Annotated in this window: 12 protein-coding genes; 1 reads left to right on the top strand and 11 read right to left on the bottom strand. The window is 65.9% G+C overall.

The window, feature by feature from the left end:
* Positions 1-79 precede the first annotated feature (79 nt).
* Positions 80-1,570, top strand: coding sequence for an aldehyde dehydrogenase family protein (locus ACTX90_RS03945; protein ID WP_443443168.1), 1,491 nt, complete (start codon positions 80-82; stop codon positions 1,568-1,570).
* 91 nt (positions 1,571-1,661) lie between these two features.
* On the opposite strand, the gene ACTX90_RS03940 is transcribed toward ACTX90_RS03945, so the two are convergent.
* From ACTX90_RS03940 to ACTX90_RS03890, 11 genes are all read right to left on the bottom strand, one after another.
* On the bottom strand, positions 1,662-2,870 hold the full coding sequence (locus tag ACTX90_RS03940) for an adenosine deaminase (protein WP_113606800.1): 1,209 nt from the start codon (positions 2,868-2,870) through the stop codon (positions 1,662-1,664).
* A gap of 91 nt (positions 2,871-2,961) precedes the next feature.
* Positions 2,962-3,651 (bottom strand): DedA family protein, encoded by a 690-nt coding sequence (locus ACTX90_RS03935; protein ID WP_443443167.1) that lies wholly within the window; start codon positions 3,649-3,651, stop codon positions 2,962-2,964.
* Between the two features lie 246 nt (positions 3,652-3,897).
* Entirely contained in the window at positions 3,898-5,211 is a 1,314-nt protein-coding gene (locus tag ACTX90_RS03930; protein ID WP_424678861.1) for a thymidine phosphorylase, read from the bottom strand.
* Positions 5,212-5,239: 28 nt separating this feature from the next.
* On the bottom strand, positions 5,240-5,650 hold the full coding sequence (locus ACTX90_RS03925; RefSeq protein WP_047118419.1) for a cytidine deaminase: 411 nt from the start codon (positions 5,648-5,650) through the stop codon (positions 5,240-5,242).
* Between the two features lie 9 nt (positions 5,651-5,659).
* Positions 5,660-6,913: an ABC transporter permease gene (locus ACTX90_RS03920; RefSeq protein ID WP_082344940.1), complete on the bottom strand. Its 1,254-nt coding sequence runs from the start codon at positions 6,911-6,913 to the stop codon at positions 5,660-5,662.
* A gap of 17 nt (positions 6,914-6,930) precedes the next feature.
* Positions 6,931-8,139 carry an ABC transporter permease gene (locus ACTX90_RS03915; RefSeq protein ID WP_047118417.1) on the bottom strand — a complete coding sequence of 403 codons (1,209 nt, stop codon included), beginning with the start codon at positions 8,137-8,139 and terminating at the stop codon, positions 6,931-6,933.
* Complete coding sequence (locus ACTX90_RS03910; protein WP_047118416.1) at positions 8,136-9,749, bottom strand: ABC transporter ATP-binding protein; 1,614 nt, start codon at positions 9,747-9,749, stop codon at positions 8,136-8,138. The genes ACTX90_RS03915 and ACTX90_RS03910 overlap by 4 nt, the downstream gene beginning before the upstream one ends.
* Positions 9,750-9,865: 116 nt before the next feature.
* Entirely contained in the window at positions 9,866-10,954 is a 1,089-nt protein-coding gene (locus ACTX90_RS03905) for a BMP family lipoprotein (RefSeq protein ID WP_047118415.1), read from the bottom strand.
* A gap of 280 nt (positions 10,955-11,234) precedes the next feature.
* Positions 11,235-12,440 carry an amidohydrolase gene (locus ACTX90_RS03900; RefSeq protein WP_113606802.1) on the bottom strand — a complete coding sequence of 402 codons (1,206 nt, stop codon included), beginning with the start codon at positions 12,438-12,440 and terminating at the stop codon, positions 11,235-11,237.
* Between the two features lie 133 nt (positions 12,441-12,573).
* Positions 12,574-14,706, bottom strand: coding sequence for a choline BCCT transporter BetT (gene betT, locus ACTX90_RS03895; RefSeq protein ID WP_443443165.1), 2,133 nt, complete (start codon positions 14,704-14,706; stop codon positions 12,574-12,576).
* Positions 14,707-14,885: 179 nt separating this feature from the next.
* Positions 14,886-16,001, bottom strand: a complete 1,116-nt coding sequence (locus tag ACTX90_RS03890; RefSeq protein WP_113606804.1) for a mannose-1-phosphate guanylyltransferase — start codon at positions 15,999-16,001, stop codon at positions 14,886-14,888.
* Between the last annotated feature and the right edge of the window lie 6 nt (positions 16,002-16,007).

The raw sequence follows: 16,007 nt of genomic DNA, 5'->3' as shown, positions 1-16,007 counted from the left end.
GAACACCGCCGCCTGTAATGAGCGTTACATCCGGGCTAGCATTGCGTTAAGCCTCACCCTCCAAGCCAAAGGACTGACCATGACCGTGCAGGAAACCGAACGCCCAGCCTTCCTTGCGAAGCTGCCCTCCTCGTTGTTCATCAACGGCCAGTGGGTACAGGGCACCTCCGCCTCCACGCTGACCTCTTCCAATCCCTTCGACGATGCGGTGCTTGCCGAAATCCGCCAGGCTTCCACCGCTGACGTGGACGCCGCCTACCAGGCCGCCGCCGAGGCCCAGTCCGCATGGGCTGCCCTGCCGCCGGCCGCCCGCACCGCCGTGCTGGAAAAGGCCGCCGACTACCTGCAGGCCAACTACAAGGACATCCTGGCCCTGCTCAGCGCCGAGTCGGGTTCCGCGCAGCTGAAGGCCAACATCGAGTTGGGCGGCACCATTGCCGCGATCCGCGAAGCGGCAACCTTCCCGTCCCGCGTGCACGGGAAGATCATGCCCTCGAACTTCCCCGGCAAGGAGAACCGCGTCTACCGCGAGCCGCTGGGTGTGGTCGCGGTGATCAGCCCGTGGAACTTCCCGATGCTGCTCTCCGCCCGCTCGGTGGCCCCGGCCCTCGCGCTGGGCAACACGGTGGTGCTTAAGCCCGCCTCCGACACCCCGCTCTCCGGCGCCCTCGTCCTGGCCAAGGCCTTCGAGGAAGCTGGGGCGCCGGCCGGCGTGCTGAACGTGCTGGTCGGTTCCGGCTCGGAAATCGGCGACTACTTCGTCGCCCATCCGGCCCCCTCGCTGGTGTCCTTCACCGGCTCCACCGAGGTGGGGCAGAATGTCGGCAAGATCGCGGTGACCGGCGAGCACATGAAGCGCGTGGCCCTGGAGCTCGGCGGCAATGCGCCGTTCGTGGTGCTTCAGGACGCGGACCTGGAGGAAGCGGTGAAGGCCGCGGCGCTGGGCAAGTTCCTGCACCAGGGCCAGATCTGCATGGCGATCAACCGGATCATCGTGCAGGCGCCGGTCTACGACGAGTTCGTCCAGAAGTACGCTCAGCTGGTGTCCACCCTGGGCTTCGGCGATGCGGCGGAGCGCAAGAACCTGATCGGCCCGGTCATCAACGACGCGCAGCTGGCCTCCGTCACCGCCAAGATCGAGCAGGCCCGGGCCGAGGGAGCCCGCGAGGTGCTCTCCGGGGCGATCCAGGGCCGGGTCATCCCGCCGCACGTTTTCGCCGACGTGACCCCGCAGATGGAGCTGTTCCGCGAGGAGATCTTCGGACCCGTGGTGGGTATCGCCAAGGCGGACAGCGAAGAGCATGCGCTCGAATTGGCCAACGACACCCGCTACGGGCTGTCCAGCGCGGTCTTCACCCGCGACGTCGAAAAGGGCGTGCGCTTCGCCCGCGGCATCAAGGCAGGAATGACGCACGTCAACGACATCCCGGTGAACGACGAGCCGCACGTGATGTTCGGCGGCGAGAAGAACTCCGGACTGGGCCGCTTCAACGGCGAGTGGGCCATCGAGGAGTTCACCACCGACCATTGGGTGGGCGTGCAGAGCACTCCCAAGAAGTACCCGTTCTAGAAATTGAACATCTAGAGATTGAACAAGGCAGCCTGCCCGGAATTCTCCGGGCAGGCTGCCTTGGTGCTGCTGTGCTCAGGAACTGGCGAGGCTAGTTTTCCTCGTAGTCCTCGTCATCGAAGTCTTCGTCTTCGTCATCTTCGTCGTCGCCGTCCAGCAGGTGGTCGTAGAAGTCGTTGATGTACTCGACGAGCAGTTCGCGCATCTCCAGCGGCACGAAGGCCGCCTCGGCCGCGTTCAGGGTCAGGTCCAGCAGGTCTTCGAGGTCGTAGTCGAAGGCCTCGACCAGCAGCTCGAACTCGTCCGACAGGGTGGTGCCGGACATCAGGCGGTTGTCCGGGGAGATCGTGACGTTGAACCCGGTCTGCACCAGCAGGTCGATCGGGTGCGATTCGATGCCCTCGCCGAATTCGGCGGTGGCCCCGGTCTGCAGGTTGGAGGAAGGGCAGATTTCCAGCGGGATGCCGCGTTCGCGCACCCAGTTGGCCACCGGGCCCAGCGAAACCAGGCCGGTGTCCTCGCCGACTTCCTCGCCGTCCTCGTCCACGCCGCCGAATTCGATCTCGATGTCCTCTGCCACGCGTACGCCGTGGCCCAGGCGCTGGGCGCGGCCCACCAGGATGGCGTCCTTGATGGAGTCCAGACCGGCGGCTTCGCCGGCGTGCACGGTGGTCGGGAACAGGTTCTCGGCCAGCAGGTCGAAGGCTTCCTTCATGCGCGAAGGCGGGAAGCCCTCCTCGGCGCCGGCGATGTCGAAGCCGACCACGCCGTGGCCGCGGTGGCGCAGCGCCAGCTTGGCGATTTCCACGCCGTTGTCGGCATGGCGCATGGCGATCAGCAGCTGGCCGACCTGCATCGGGTGGCCTTCGCTGTTCAGTTCTTCGCAGGCCTGGTCCAGTCCTTCCTGCACGGCGTCCACGACATCGTCCAGGCTCAGGCCCTGGCGCTGGTGCTGTTCCGGGGCGTAGCGGACTTCGGCGTAGATCACGCCGTCCTCGGCCAGGTCTTCGACGAACTCGCGGGCCACGCGGATCAGGGCCTCGCGGGTCTGCATTACTGCAAGGGTGTGCTCGAAAGTTTCCAGGTAGCGCGGCAGCGAGCCGGAATCGGCCGATTCACGGAACCAATTGCCCAAAGCCTCGGCATCGGTTGCGGGCAGCTCGTGCCCGGCCTCTGCGGCAAGCTCGATAATGGTCGACGGGCGCAGACCACCGTCGAGGTGGTCGTGCAGAGAAACTTTTGGCAGATCCCGGAAGTCGAACTCGGGATCGTAGGCAGCATGAATCATTTCTTCAGTCACACCATTGAGCCTAGTCGCATTTCGGGCTGACTGATAGCCACCACGGCTGAAGTTCTGGACACATCTTGTCGACGGCTACCGGCCCCGGAGGTTAAATCTCCGGCTGCTCACCCGGAGGCACGGTTTGGATAGCTTTTCCCAGCGTCCCGCCGCGCTTCGCGGCCAGCTGGCGCAGCTTGCGGCGGTGGACCCGCTCCAGCACCCGGCTGACGATCTTGTCGATGACGTAGCCGAGCACCACGGCGATGACCACTGAGACGCCGATGCCCAGCAGCTTGTTCTCCGAGAGCCAGTTGCCGGCCAGCGCGCCGATGCCCACGGAGTAGGCGCCCCAGGTGATGCAGCCGATGACGTCGAAAAAGGTGAAGCGGTGGTAGGAGAAACCGGTGGCCCCGGCCGTCATGTTCACCGCGACGCGTCCCAGCGGGATGTAGCGGGCGGTGAAGATCAGCAACGCGCCGGAGGTTTCCAGCTTGCGGGTGGCGAAGTCGAGGATCTTCTTGGCCCGGCCCTTTTGCATCCACCCGTATTGCCGGTAGCCGATGCTCCGGCCGATGCGGAAGGTGATCTGGTCACCGATGATCGCCCCGGACACGCCGATCACGAAGATCAGCAGCAGGTTGGGGCTTCCGGTGCTGATGCCCACGGCGGCCAGCGACACCAGGAAGGTTTCGGAGGGGACGACGGGGAAGACCCCGTCGATGAGGCAGAAGGCAAAGAGCAGCGGCAGGATCCACCATGCGGTGGCCGTATGCATGATCGCTTCGTTGACCAATTCCATCGGTGGGTGTATCGCTTCCTCGCTGCACGCGGTGGCTCGCTGCCGCGCTCTTAGTTCATTCTCCACCAGAATCCCGCCGGCGCGCACCCTACCAAGGTCGTGATTTGCACCGGACACTTCTCCATCCCGGGGATGAGTTGAATCTTTTAACGCCCGGAGGCTTCCTCGAGTTCCTTGGGCCCAGCGTGGCTCCGGTTTAAACGCCGACAGCCGCCCCCGTGCGGGGGCGGCTGGCGGTTTGGCAGGCTACTTCGCGGCGATGCGGTCCAGGATCAAGCGCATGTCCGGGCGGTCGCTGTCCGCGCCGATCAGGATGGAGCGCTGCACCAGTTCGATGGCGCGCTCCATCTTCTCCGGGGTGTCGGTCAGCAGCGTGGCGATCGGCTCCCCGCGGCGCACCCGCGCTCCGGGCTTGACGTGCAGCCGCACGCCGGCGCCGGCCTGCACCGCGTCCTCCTTGCGGGCGCGCCCGGCGCCCAGGGTCCAGGCGGCCAAGCCGATGTCCATGGCATCCAGCTTCAGCAGCACGCCCTCGGCCGGGGCCAGCACGGTGTGCGATTCGCGGGCCACCGGCAGCTTCGCGTCCGGGTCGCCACCCTGCGCTAAGATCATGGCACGCCACTTGTCCATGGCGCGGCCGTCGTTCAGCGCCGCACGCACGTCCACGTCGCGGATGCCGGCGCCGGCGAGCATCTCGGTGGCCAGGGCCACGGTCAGCTCGATGACGTCTTCCGGGCCGCCGCCGGCGAGCACCTCGACGGACTCCTGGACCTCGATCGCGTTGCCCGCGGTGAGCCCCAGCGGCGTGTCCATGTTGGTCAGCAGCGCCACGGTGTTCACCCCGGCGTCGGTGCCCAGGTTCACCATGGTCTCGGCCAGCTCACGGGCCATGGACTCGGTCTTCATGAACGCGCCGGAGCCCACCTTGACGTCCAGCACCAGGGTTCCGGTGCCCTCGGCGATCTTCTTGCTCATGATCGAGGAGGCGATCAGCGGAATCGCCTCCACCGTCCCGGTCACGTCGCGCAGCGCGTAGAGCTTCTTGTCCGCCGGGGCCAGCCCGGCGCCGGCGGCGCAGATGACCGCGCCAACGGTGGAGAGCTGGGCGAAGAGCTCCTCGTTGGACAGTTCCGCGCGCCAGCCCGGGATCGACTCGAGCTTGTCCAGGGTGCCGCCGGTGTGGCCCAGCCCGCGGCCGGAGAGCTGCGGGACGGCCACGCCGAAGCTGGCCACCAGCGGGGCCAGCGGCAGGGTGATCTTGTCCCCCACGCCTCCGGTCGAGTGCTTGTCGGTGGTCGCCAGGCCGCGTCCGGCCGGGTCGGCCAGGGTGGAGAAGTCCATGCGTTCGCCGGTGTTGATCATGGCGTTGGTCCAGCGGGAAATCTCCGCGCGGTGCATGCCCTGGAAGTAGATGGCCATGTTCAGCGCGGCCATCTGCTCCTCGGCGATGACGCCGCGGGTGTACGCGTCGATGGTCCAGTCGATCATCTCGTTGCTCAGCTCGCCGCCGTCACGCTTGGTGCGGATGACTTCGACGGCGCTGAATTGTTCGGCAGCCATGGGTGGGGCCTTTCGTTCTGTTCTCTGGTCAGTCGATGATGTTGTGCGGTCCGAAGGCGTCCGGCAGCAGCTGGTCCATGCCCACGATCCCGGAGGCGGTCTTGATCCTCAGGTCGGGCCCGCGATGCTCGAAGAGCAGCTGGCGGCAGCGGCCGCACGGGGTGATCAGCTCCAGCGGGCCGTCCTTGAGCTGACCGAAGCACACGAAGTAGTCCAGCGTGCCGCCGCCGGTGGCGAACAGCTCGCCGAGCATGGAGCATTCGGCGCACAGGGTCACCCCGAAAGCGGCGTTTTCGATGTTGCAGCCGGAAACCAGCCGCCCGTCGCTACTCAGCGCCGCGGCGCCGACCCGGAAGTTCGAGTAGGGTGCATAGGCCTTGGACAACGCGGCCGCGGCCGCAGCTTCAAGCTGCGACCACGGCGCGGTGGTGTTATTCATGGGAACGGGTCATTCCTTCACATAGGGATCGCCCACGGCGGCGGGGCCGCGCGAGCGTCCCACCAGGCCGGCGACCGCGAAGATCGTCACCAGGTACGGCATCATGGCCATGAACTGGCTCGGCACCGGGGTGCCGATGATCGTGAGCATCACCTGCAGGTTGTCCGCGAAGCCGAAGAGCAGCGCCGCGGCGAACGCGCCGAGCGGGTTCCAGCGTCCGAAGATCACCGCGGCCAACGCGATGAAGCCGCGGCCGCCGGAGATTTCCTTGGTGAAGGAGTCGATGGCGACCAGGGTGAAGAACGAGCCGCCGATGCCGGCGACGATGCCGCCCAGGGTCACGTTCCAGAACCGGGTGCGGTTGACCTTGATGCCCAGGGTGTCGGCGGCCTTCGGGTGCTCGCCCACCGCGCGCACGCGCAGGCCCCAGCGGGTCTTGTACAGGCCGAACCAGACCAGGAACACGGCGATGTACATCAGGTAGCCGATGACCGACTGCTTGAACAGGATCGGGCCGATCACCGGGATGGCGGACAGGCCCGGGATCGCGATGGTCGGCAGGTGCACCGGCGAGTTGTACAGCTCCGGATCCTCCTGCATCACGGTGGTGAACAGGAAGCCGGTGATGCCCGAGACCAGCACGTTCAGCACCACGCCGACGATGATCTGGTTGACCAGGTACTTGATGGAGAACAGCGCCAGCACCAGGGAGACCACCGCGCCGGCGATGCCGGCGGCGACCAGACCCGCGAAGGCGTTCTGCGTTACCGAGGCCACGATGGCCGCGGTGAACGCGCCGCCCAGCAGCTGGCCCTCGATGGCGATGTTGACCACGCCGGAGCGTTCGGAGAGCACTCCGGAGAGCGATCCGAAGACCAGCGGCACCGCCAGCACCACGCCGCCGGCCAGCAGGCTGGCCAGGGAGATGGAGTTGATGTTGGCGCCGGAGACGACCCAGATCAGGAACGCGAGCACAAACAGCACCGCGCCCACCGCGACGGCCCAGACCGGGAGCACCCGGCCCTTGGCCCGCAGCATCCAGGAGTAGGCGGCCAGCGCCGCCAGCAGCACGCCGATGACGATGTTCGAGGCGCGGCCCGGGAAGACCAGGTCGGGCAGGGAGAACGCGTCGCCGGCGGAGGTGAGCGAGAAGCTCGCGGTCTGCGAGTTGCCCAGCAGGCCGAAGCTGACCAGCACGATGACTGCCAGTACGCTGAAGATGATCGGGGTCTTCTTGCTCGGAAGCACTGAGATCGCTGACATCGAGGGAAGCGTGGCGGTCACTTGGCACCTGCCTTAATCGATTCGGTAGCGCTGGTGCGCTTCTTCTTGCGGTTCAGTCCGAAGATCGCCTTGACCAGCGGAGGAGCCGCGATGAACAGCACGATCAGCGACTGGACAACCAGCACGATGTCGATCGGGGTGCCGGTGGTGATCTGCATGTTGACCGCGCCGGCGCGGAAGGCGCCGAAGAGCAGGCCGGCGAAGAAGGTGCCCCACGGGGTGGAGCGGCCCAGCAGCGCCACGGTGATCGCGTCGAAGCCCAGCGAGCCTGCCACGCCTGCGGTGAGCACCTTCTCGGTGCCCGCCACCTGCGCCACGCCGGCGGCGCCGGCCAGCGCGCCGGCGAAGGCCATGGCCAGGATGGTGGAGCGGGCGACGTTCACGCCGGCGGTCCGCGCGGCGTCCGGGTTGTGCCCGACGGCGCGGAACTCGAAGCCGATGGTGGAACGGTTCAGCAGCCAGGCCACCCCGATGGTCAGCAAGATGGCCATCAGGAAGCCCAGGTGCAGGCGGGAGCCGGGCAGCGAGGGGAAGATCGCGTTGGCGTCCAGGATCGGGGAGATCGGGTTGGTCTCGCCCGGGCGGCGGAACGCCTCGGTGTTCATCAGGAAGTCCAGCAGGTACAGCGCCACGTAGTTGAACATGATGGTCAGGATCACTTCGTGGGCGCCGGTGCGGGCCTTGAGCAGGCCGACCAGCCCGCCCCACAGCGCGCCGCCGAGCAGGCCGAAGACGATCACCAGCAGCAGGTGGACGACCACCGGCAGGTGCCAGGCGAAGCCGACGTAGGCTGCCATGGTGGCGCCGATGATCAGCTGGCCCTGGGCGCCGATGTTGAACATGCCGGCGCGGAAGGCCAGTGCCACGCCCAGGCCCGCGCAGATCAGCGGGGTGGAGACCGTCAGGGTTTCCAGCAGCGGGGCGAAGCCCTGCGAGGAGTTGTAGATGGAGCCGTTGAACAGCGCCACGTAGCTTTCGGTGCCCGCGCTCCACAGCGCGGAGAAGAAGTCCGAAGGTCGGGCGAACAGGTAGCCTGCGGCCTCGCCGACCTTCTCGTCGGTGATCGCGATCAGCAGGCCGCCGATGACCAGCGCGACGATGACGCCCAGCACGGAGACCAGTCCAGGTCCCTGGGTGATGGACTTGAACAGGTCGTTGCCCGGTTTCTTGGGGTCGGGAAGAACAGGTGCCTTGATCTCGCTCACTGTGCTTCTCCTTCCTGGGTGTCGGTGGGTTCGGTGGTCTCCAGCGGCACCGGCTGGGCTTCCACCGGTTCGTTGGCGGAAGTGGCGAAGTCTGCCTGGGCGAAGGCCTCCTCGGCGCTGACGCCTGCCATCATCAGGCCCAGCACCTCGCGGGAGGTGTTGCCCGGCACGATGCCGTTGACCCGGCCCTTGTAGAGCACGGCGATGCGGTCTGCCAGCTCCATGACCTCGTCCAGCTCGGTGGACACGATCATCACCGGGGTGCCCTTGTCGCGTTCGGCGACGATGCGCCGGTGCAGGAACTCGATGGAGCCCACGTCGACGCCGCGCGTGGGCTGGGAGGCGATGAACAGCTTCAGGTCTCGGGACAGCTCGCGGGCCATCACGACCTTCTGCTGGTTGCCGCCGGAGAGGCTGGAGGCCGGGTTCAGCTGGTTGTCGGTGCGCACGTCGAAGTCCGCGATCTGCTTGGTCGCGTTCTTCTTCACTTCGCCCAGGTTCATCGAGATGCCCTTGGCGAACGGCGGGCGGTCGTAGAGGTCCAGGACCAGGTTCTCCTCGATGGTGAACTGCGAGACCAGGCCGTGGACCGAGCGGTCCTCGGGGACGAAGCCCAACCCGGAGCGCAGCACCTGCTTGACCGACTTGCCGACCAGTTCGGTGCCGTCCAGCGAGATCGATCCGGCGGCCACCGGCTGGGTGCCCAGGATCGCCTCGGTCAACTCGGTCTGGCCGTTGCCCTGCACGCCGGCCACGGCGAGGATCTCGCCCTCGTGGATGTCGAAGCTGACCGCATCCAGGGTGGTGGCGCCCAGCTCGTTGACCACGCTCAGCTCGCGCACCTGGAAGCGAGCCGCTCCCGGGGTGGCTGGCTCCTTGTTCAGGTTCAGCTCCACCGCGCGGCCCACCATCAGGTTTGCCAGTTCGGTGGTGCTGGTTTCGGCGCCGACCGAGTCGATGACCTGGCCGCGGCGGATCACGGTGATCACGTCGGAGACCGCGCGCACCTCGCGCAGCTTGTGCGAGATGAACACGATCGAGGTGCCGTTGGCCTTGAGCTGGCGCATGATCTCCAGCAGCTCGTCGGTTTCCTGCGGGGTGAGCACCGCGGTGGGCTCGTCGAGGATCAGCACCTTGGCGTCGCGGACCAGCGCCTTGATGATCTCCACGCGCTGCTGCACGCCGACCGGAAGGTCCTCGACCAGCGCATCCGGATCCACGTCGAAGCCGTAGCGGTCGGAGATCTCGCGGATCTTCTTGCGGGTGACTTGCAGGTCAAGCACGCCTGCGGCCTTGGTCGCTTCGGCGCCCAGGGCGATGTTCTCGGCCACGGTGAAGACCGGGATCAGCATGAAGTGCTGGTGCACCATGCCGATGCCGGCGGCCATGGCATCGCCCGGGCCGTTGAATTCAACTGGTTTTCCATCCAGCAGGATCTGTCCTTCGGTGGGCTGGTACAGCCCGTAGAGGACGTTCATCAGTGTCGACTTTCCAGCGCCGTTCTCACCGAGCAGACAGTGGATTTCGGCATCATCGACGACCAGGTCGATGTCCTTGTTGGCGTAGAAAGAACCGAAGGCTTTCGAGATTCCCCGGAGTTCGAGTTTCACGATTCCACCATCTTCATTGTTCGGTGTGTTGCAGTGGGCAGTCTTAGAGCGCGTCTCCGTTCACCGCTGCTGCGGCGAGCGGTGACGCGCTCTGTGACGTTATTGGCTCAAGACCCTTACTTGGGGCTCGACGGGGATTCGACCTTCAGCTCGCCGGAGATGATCTGCGCCTTCAGCGCCTCGATCTCGGACTTGGTCTCGTCGGAGACCTTCGAGTCGAAGTCGTGGAACGGCGCCAGGGCTACGCCCTCGTTCTCCAGGGTGCCGATGTATGGGGTCGAGTCGAACTCGCCCTTGGAGTCGGCGGTGACCAGGTCCTCAACGGCCTTGTCCATGGTCTTGATGACCGAGGTCAGCATGACGTCCTTGTAGTCAGGAGCGGTCAGGTAGCCGTCGGAGTCAACCCATACCAGCTTGGCGTCCTTGCCGCCGGTGTTGGCTTCCTTGACTGCGGCGCCTGCGCCCTTGCCCACGGGACCGGCTACCGGCATGATCACGTCAGCGCCGCTGGCGATGAAGTTGCTGGTGACCTGCTTGCCCTTGTCCTGCTTCTCGAAGTCGCCGGTGAAGGTGCCGTCCTGCTTGTCCTTGTCCCAGCCCAGCAGCTTGACGTCCTTGCCCTTGTCCTCGTTGAACTTGGCAACGCCGTCGGCGAAGCCGTCCATGAAGATGGTGACGGTTGGGATCTTGATGCCGCCGAAGGTGGCGACGGTGCCGGTCTCGGAGGAAGCGGCGGCAGCGTAGCCTGCCAGGTAGGCGGCCTGGGCCGTGTCGTAGATCATCGGCTTGATGTTCTTGATCGGCTCGTCGTACTGGAAGTCGACGATGGCGAAGTGCTTGTCAGGATTTTCCTCTGCGGCCTTCTTGGTGGCGTCGCCGAGCAGGAAGCCGATTGTGACGGTCAGGTCGCAGTTGTTGTTCATCATGCCCTGCAGGTTGGTGGCGAAGTCGGCGTTGGACTTCGACTCTGCCTCCTGCATCTTGATGCCGAGGTCCTTCTCGGCATTCTTCAGGCCGCGGTAGGACGACTCGTTGAAGGACTGGTCATCGAATCCGCCGGAGTCCGAGACGATGCAACCGGTGTAGTCTGGGTTTTCGGCCTTCGGGGCCGTTTCTTCCGGGGCCGCGCCACAGGCGGTCAATGCCAAAGCAGAAATGCCGATCATGGCCGCGGCCATGCCGGTCTTGCGCGATACGAAGCGCATCTAATCCTCCAAAAAGTTATGCGAGATAACCGGGAGCCGTGAGGCCTTTCTTCCCACGCAGGGCGCCGTTGCCGATGCCCACCGCACGCGCCTCAGAGGAGCGAACGTTCCCATCGTCTCCATAGCCTATCGGAGATATGTCACTGGTAAAGACGGCAAACATTACAATTCGCTAAATTCCGGAGCGGCATACGGCAAGCGCTTAACGTCAATGCCCAAGTCAGTTCGCCAATTCACGGTGTGACTAGTGGAGTCGAAAAATTATTGGCAAATTCTCCGGTTATTTGGCCCGAATGCCGTTCGCCGCGTCGATTGCCTGCAGCGCGGCCGCGCACATGATCCGCACGCCTACCGCAATGCACCTCTCATCAGGCACGTAATCGCCGCGGTGCAGGTCGAAGATCTTGCCGCCCGGGGTGCGGGTGCCAAGGCGCAGCATCGCGCCGGGCACCTTCTGGGTCATCCAGGCGAAATCCTCGCCGCCCATGGACTGCGGGGTCAGCTCGATGGAATCGGTCCCGAACTCCTGGCGGGCCGCCGATTCGATCAGCGCGGTTTCGGCCGGGGCGTTGACCACCGGTGGGACGCCCCGGGTGTGCTGCAGCTTGATTTCCACCCCGTACGGCGCGGCGATCTGGCGCACCGCTGCATCCAGCAGCTCCCCGGCTTCGTACCAGACGTCGCCGTCCAGGCAGCGCATGGTGCCGGCCAGGTAGCCGGTGGCGGGAATGGCGTTGGGCGCGCTGCCGGCGTGGATCTGCCCCCAGACCACCGACACGGCCGAACGCACGTCGACCTTGCGGCCGAGCACGGCGGGAACCTGGGTGGCGATCTGGCTCATCGCGAAGACGATGTCCTCGGTCAGGTGCGGGCGGGAAGTATGCCCGCCGCGGCCGTTGACCTCGATGCGGATGGTGTCGCTGGCCGAGGTGATGGCGCCGATGCGGGTGCCGATCTTCCCGGCGTCGATGCGAGGCTCGCAGTGCAGGGCCAGGATCCGCGGGACCTCGTCGAGGATTCCCTGCTCGATGACCGAGACCGCTCCCCCGGGAAGCTTCTCCTCGGCGGGCTGGAAGATCACGCGGATCCGGCCCGCGAGCTGTCCTGCCTGCTGGATGCGGCCCAGCGCGAGCGCAGTTCCCAGCATCACGGTGGTGTGGATGTCGTGGCCGCAGGAGTGGGCGATGCCCTCGATGGTCGAGGCGTAGTCGAGCTCGGTTTCCTCCAGCACCGGCAGCGCATCGATGTCAGCGCGCAGGGCAAGGCGGATGGGGCCTTCACCGACGTCCACGTAGGCTCCGGTGCGTTCCATCTTCACCGGGTCCAGCCCGGCAGAGCGCAGGGCTTCAAGGATGCGTTCGGTGGTTTGGAATTCAGCGAAAGAAAGCTCAGGGTTGCGGTGCAGTTCGCGGCGGAACTCGATCAACTCGGGCGTTAAGGACTCGGTCCAGTCCTTGACCGACCCTAAATTTCCTAATTCACTCACTGAAGACACCTTTCGACAATACGCGTCTTGAGCCTGAGGAAGACAGTTTATCCGTAATGTGGCCGCCAACCGCGAAACACGGGACACGGCGCCGCGGCGGGACGCAACGCCGCGCCGGCCGCCGCGCCGGGTCCTAGGACTCCTCGCGTACGGTGTGCGCGAAGTCCGATTCCCAGCGGGTGGTCATCACCGCTTCGGCGTTGACCTGGCTGGGCTCGTCGGCCTGCAGCTGCCCGTCGAGATAACCCAGGTGCGCCTCGTACTGGTCCAGGATGTCCCCGATCACCTGCTCCTTGCTCAGCCCCATCAGGTCGTAGCCGTGGCTGCCCTCCTGGGAGAACACCTCGATGCGGTAGTAGACGTCGTTGCCCGGAGCCGAACGCGCATACCGGGGCACCGGCAGCTGCACCGGGTAGACCTGGTACTTGAACGGCCGTTCGACGCCTGTGGCCACCAGCAGGTCCAGGGAGGGAAGCTGGAGGTTCGGCACCGGCTCGAGGGTGACTTCCACGTCCGCCCCGCGGCGGCGGAATTCCTCGGCCACCTCGTCCAGCGCCGTCCGGGCAACCTCGTCCAGATAGCGCCGGGCCGCTTTCAGCCCCGGATAGGTCATCGAGCGGGCCAGGCGCTGCTTCCAGCTGCGCCGGTCGTTCACCGAACCCAGCCGGCTGGTCAGCGCTTCGTGCATGGTGTTCTTGTAGCTGCTGGCCAGCGCGGATTCTATGCGCAGCGACTTGAACAGGCCGAGCATGATCAACAGCAGCACAAACGAGAACGGCAGCCCCATGATCACCGTGGCTCCCTGCAAGGTCGGCACTCCGTCCACGAAGAGCATCCCCAGGGTCAGCAGGCCGGTGGCCAGAGACCAGAATAGCCGCACCGGCTTGGAGCCGTCGGCCTGCGGGTCCTTCAGGTGGGAGGTGAAGTTGGCCATGACCAGCGCGCCGGAGTCGGCGCTGGTCACGTAGAACAGCAAGCCGGTGAAGGTGGCGACAGCTGCGGTGAACGGTGCAGCCGGGAACTGTTCCAGCAGGCTGTAGAACGCGCGTTCCGGGGTGTTCATGGCGACCTCGCCGAACTCCTCGTTGCCCGAGCGCACCAGCTGCAGGGCGCTGTTGCCGAAGATGGAGATCCACAGCAGGATGAAGGCGAAGGGGACCACCAGCACGCCGGTGACGAACTGGCGGATGGTGCGGCCGCGGGAGATGCGGGCCAGGAACAGGCCGACGAACGGGGCCCAGGCGATCCACCAGGCCCAGAAGAACAGCGTCCACCCGTTCAGCCAGGATTCCGGGCGGTCGTAGGCGAAGGTGTCCAGCGCCATGGACGGGAACCGGGCGATGCTGTCCCCGACGTTGGTGATGATGCCGTCCATCAGGTAGGCGGTGCCGCCGGTGACCAGGATGAAGAGCATCAGCGCGACGCAGAGCAGGACGTTGAGCTCGGAGAGCCGGCGGATGCCCTTCTCCACGCCGGTGAGCACCGAAATGGTGGCCATGACCACGGCGATGACGATCAGGATGATCTGCCAGCTGCGGTTCTCCGGGATCCCGAACATGAAGTGCAGCCCGTAATTCAGCTGGGCCACGCCGATGCCCAGCGAGGTGGCGATGCCGAAGATGGTGCCCAGCATCGCCGCGATGTCCACGGTGTGCCCCCTCCAGCCCGAGGTGCGTTTGCCCAGGATGGGATACAGCGCCGAGCGGATGGACAGCGGCAGGTTGCGGCGGTAGGAAAAGTAGCCCAGGGCCATGCCGATCAGCGCGTACAGCCCCCAGCCGAGCAGGCCGTAGTGGAAGAGCGTCCAGACCATGGCCTGGCGCGCGGCCTCCACGGTGTATCCCTCCCCGGTCGGCGGGGCCAGGTACTGGGTGATCGGCTCGGAAACGGAGAAGAACATCAAATCGATGCCGATGCCGGCGGCGAAGAGCATGGCCGCCCAGGTGAACATGTTGAAGGCGGGCCGGGCGTGGTCGGGGCCCAGCCGGGTCTTGCCGACCTTCGAGACGGCTGCCGCGATCACGAACAGCAGCGCCGCGACGATGATCAGCGTGTAATACCAGCCGAAGTTCCTGCCGATCCAGTCGACGGCGGTGGAAATGGCCAGGTCCGCCGAATCGCGGTCGAAGATGGCCCAAAGAGCAATGCCCAGCACCAGAGATGCTGAGCCGAAAAATACCACTTTGTTGATCCGGGTGCGTGGCGTTCCGGGGTTTTGCGCCGTATCGGCATCGGATGAATCGGACTCGCTATTGGCCGTAGTCATGACTTCAAACATACCAACCGGCCAAGGATCCACCCCGGTTACGCACAGCAGAAGCACAGGCTAACGTGGCCGAAGGCAGTTGCCTTCGGTGTGGTCACGACCCGGTTGGCCAATTTATTCGTGAAACTGGACACGCGCCGGCTTCCCGCACGCTGCGGGAGGCCGGCGCGTGGGCAGGTCTAGAGCACTTCGGTCGCGCCGTCGGCCTTGAGCTGCTCGACGGTCTGCTTGACCTTCTGCGCATGGTCCTTGGTGGTCACCAGCAGCGCGTCGGCGGTGTCGACCACCACGACGTCCTCGATGCCGACCAGGGCCACCACGCGCGGGCGGTCCGAGTAGACGACGCCGGTGGCGCTGTCCGCGTAGACGCGCACTTGCTTATCACCGAGATTGATGATGCCTTCATCCGCGCTGGCCTTGTTCAGCCGTCCGATGGCGGCGAAGTCCCCCACGTCGTCCCAGTTGAACACGCCGGGGATGACCGCCACGTCGCCTGCCGCGGCGGCGGGCTCGGCCACCGCGTAGTCGATGGCGATCTTCGGAAGGCCCGGCCAGATTTCGGCCATGACCTCGTCGCGCGCCTCGGTGTCCCAGGCCTGCGCGATCTTCATCAGGCCCTCGTGCAGCTGCGGCTCGTTGGCCTGCAGGTGCTTGAGCATCAGGCCCACCGGGGCCACGAACATGCCCGCGTTCCAGAGGAAACCTCCACTGGCCAGGTAGCGGCGGGCGGTGTCCTCATCCGGCTTCTCGACGAACTCGACCACGCCGCGCGCGCTCGGGGCGCTGGCCACGTCCAGCTGCTCGCCGGTCTTGATGTATCCAAAGCCGGTGGAGGGGTGGGTCGGGTGGATTCCGATGGTCACGATCTTGCCGCTGGCGGCGGTGTGGATCGCCTCGCCCAGGGCCGCCTGGAAAACCTCGACAGGCTCGATGACTTGGTCAGCTGCGAAGGAGCCCATGATGATCTCCGGGTCGCGCAGCGACAGGATCGCGGCGGCCAGGCCGATGGCCGCGGCGGAGTCGCGCGGCTCCGGCTCCAGGACCAGATCCTCGTCGCACAGCTCGGGCAGCTGGGCGACCACGGCGCCGCGGTGGGCGCGTCCGGTCACCACCATGATGCGGTCGCCGGCCAGCGGCACCAGGCGGTCGTAGGTGGCGCGGATCAGGGTCGAGCCCGATCCCGTCAGATCGTGCAAGAACTTGGGAGCCGATGCACGGGAAAGGGGCCACAGTCGGGTACCGACTCCGCCGGCGGGAATCACGCCGTGGAATCGGGCTAATAGGTCTGCATTCACGCATTC

The sequence above is a fragment of the Glutamicibacter soli genome (assembly GCF_052322135.1).
Taxonomy (GTDB): Bacteria; Actinomycetota; Actinomycetes; order Actinomycetales; family Micrococcaceae; genus Glutamicibacter; species Glutamicibacter soli.
The sequence above is the reverse complement of the archived record's forward strand: the minus strand, read 5'-3'. Positions and strand labels throughout refer to the sequence as shown.

What these genes read in the sequence shown, in the direction of transcription:
- ACTX90_RS03945 (WP_443443168.1), top strand. Translation starts at nt 80, where the DNA reads ATGACCGTGCAGGAAACCGAACGCCCAGCCTTCCTTGCGAAGCTGCCC.
- ACTX90_RS03935 (WP_443443167.1), bottom strand. Translation starts at nt 3,651, where the DNA reads ATGGAATTGGTCAACGAAGCGATCATGCATACGGCCACCGCATGGTGG.
- ACTX90_RS03930 (WP_424678861.1), bottom strand. Translation starts at nt 5,211, where the DNA reads ATGGCTGCCGAACAATTCAGCGCCGTCGAAGTCATCCGCACCAAGCGT.
- ACTX90_RS03925 (WP_047118419.1), bottom strand. Translation starts at nt 5,650, where the DNA reads ATGAATAACACCACCGCGCCGTGGTCGCAGCTTGAAGCTGCGGCCGCG.
- ACTX90_RS03920 (WP_082344940.1), bottom strand. Translation starts at nt 6,913, where the DNA reads ATGTCAGCGATCTCAGTGCTTCCGAGCAAGAAGACCCCGATCATCTTC.
- ACTX90_RS03905 (WP_047118415.1), bottom strand. Translation starts at nt 10,954, where the DNA reads ATGCGCTTCGTATCGCGCAAGACCGGCATGGCCGCGGCCATGATCGGC.
- betT (WP_443443165.1), bottom strand. Translation starts at nt 14,706, where the DNA reads ATGACTACGGCCAATAGCGAGTCCGATTCATCCGATGCCGATACGGCG.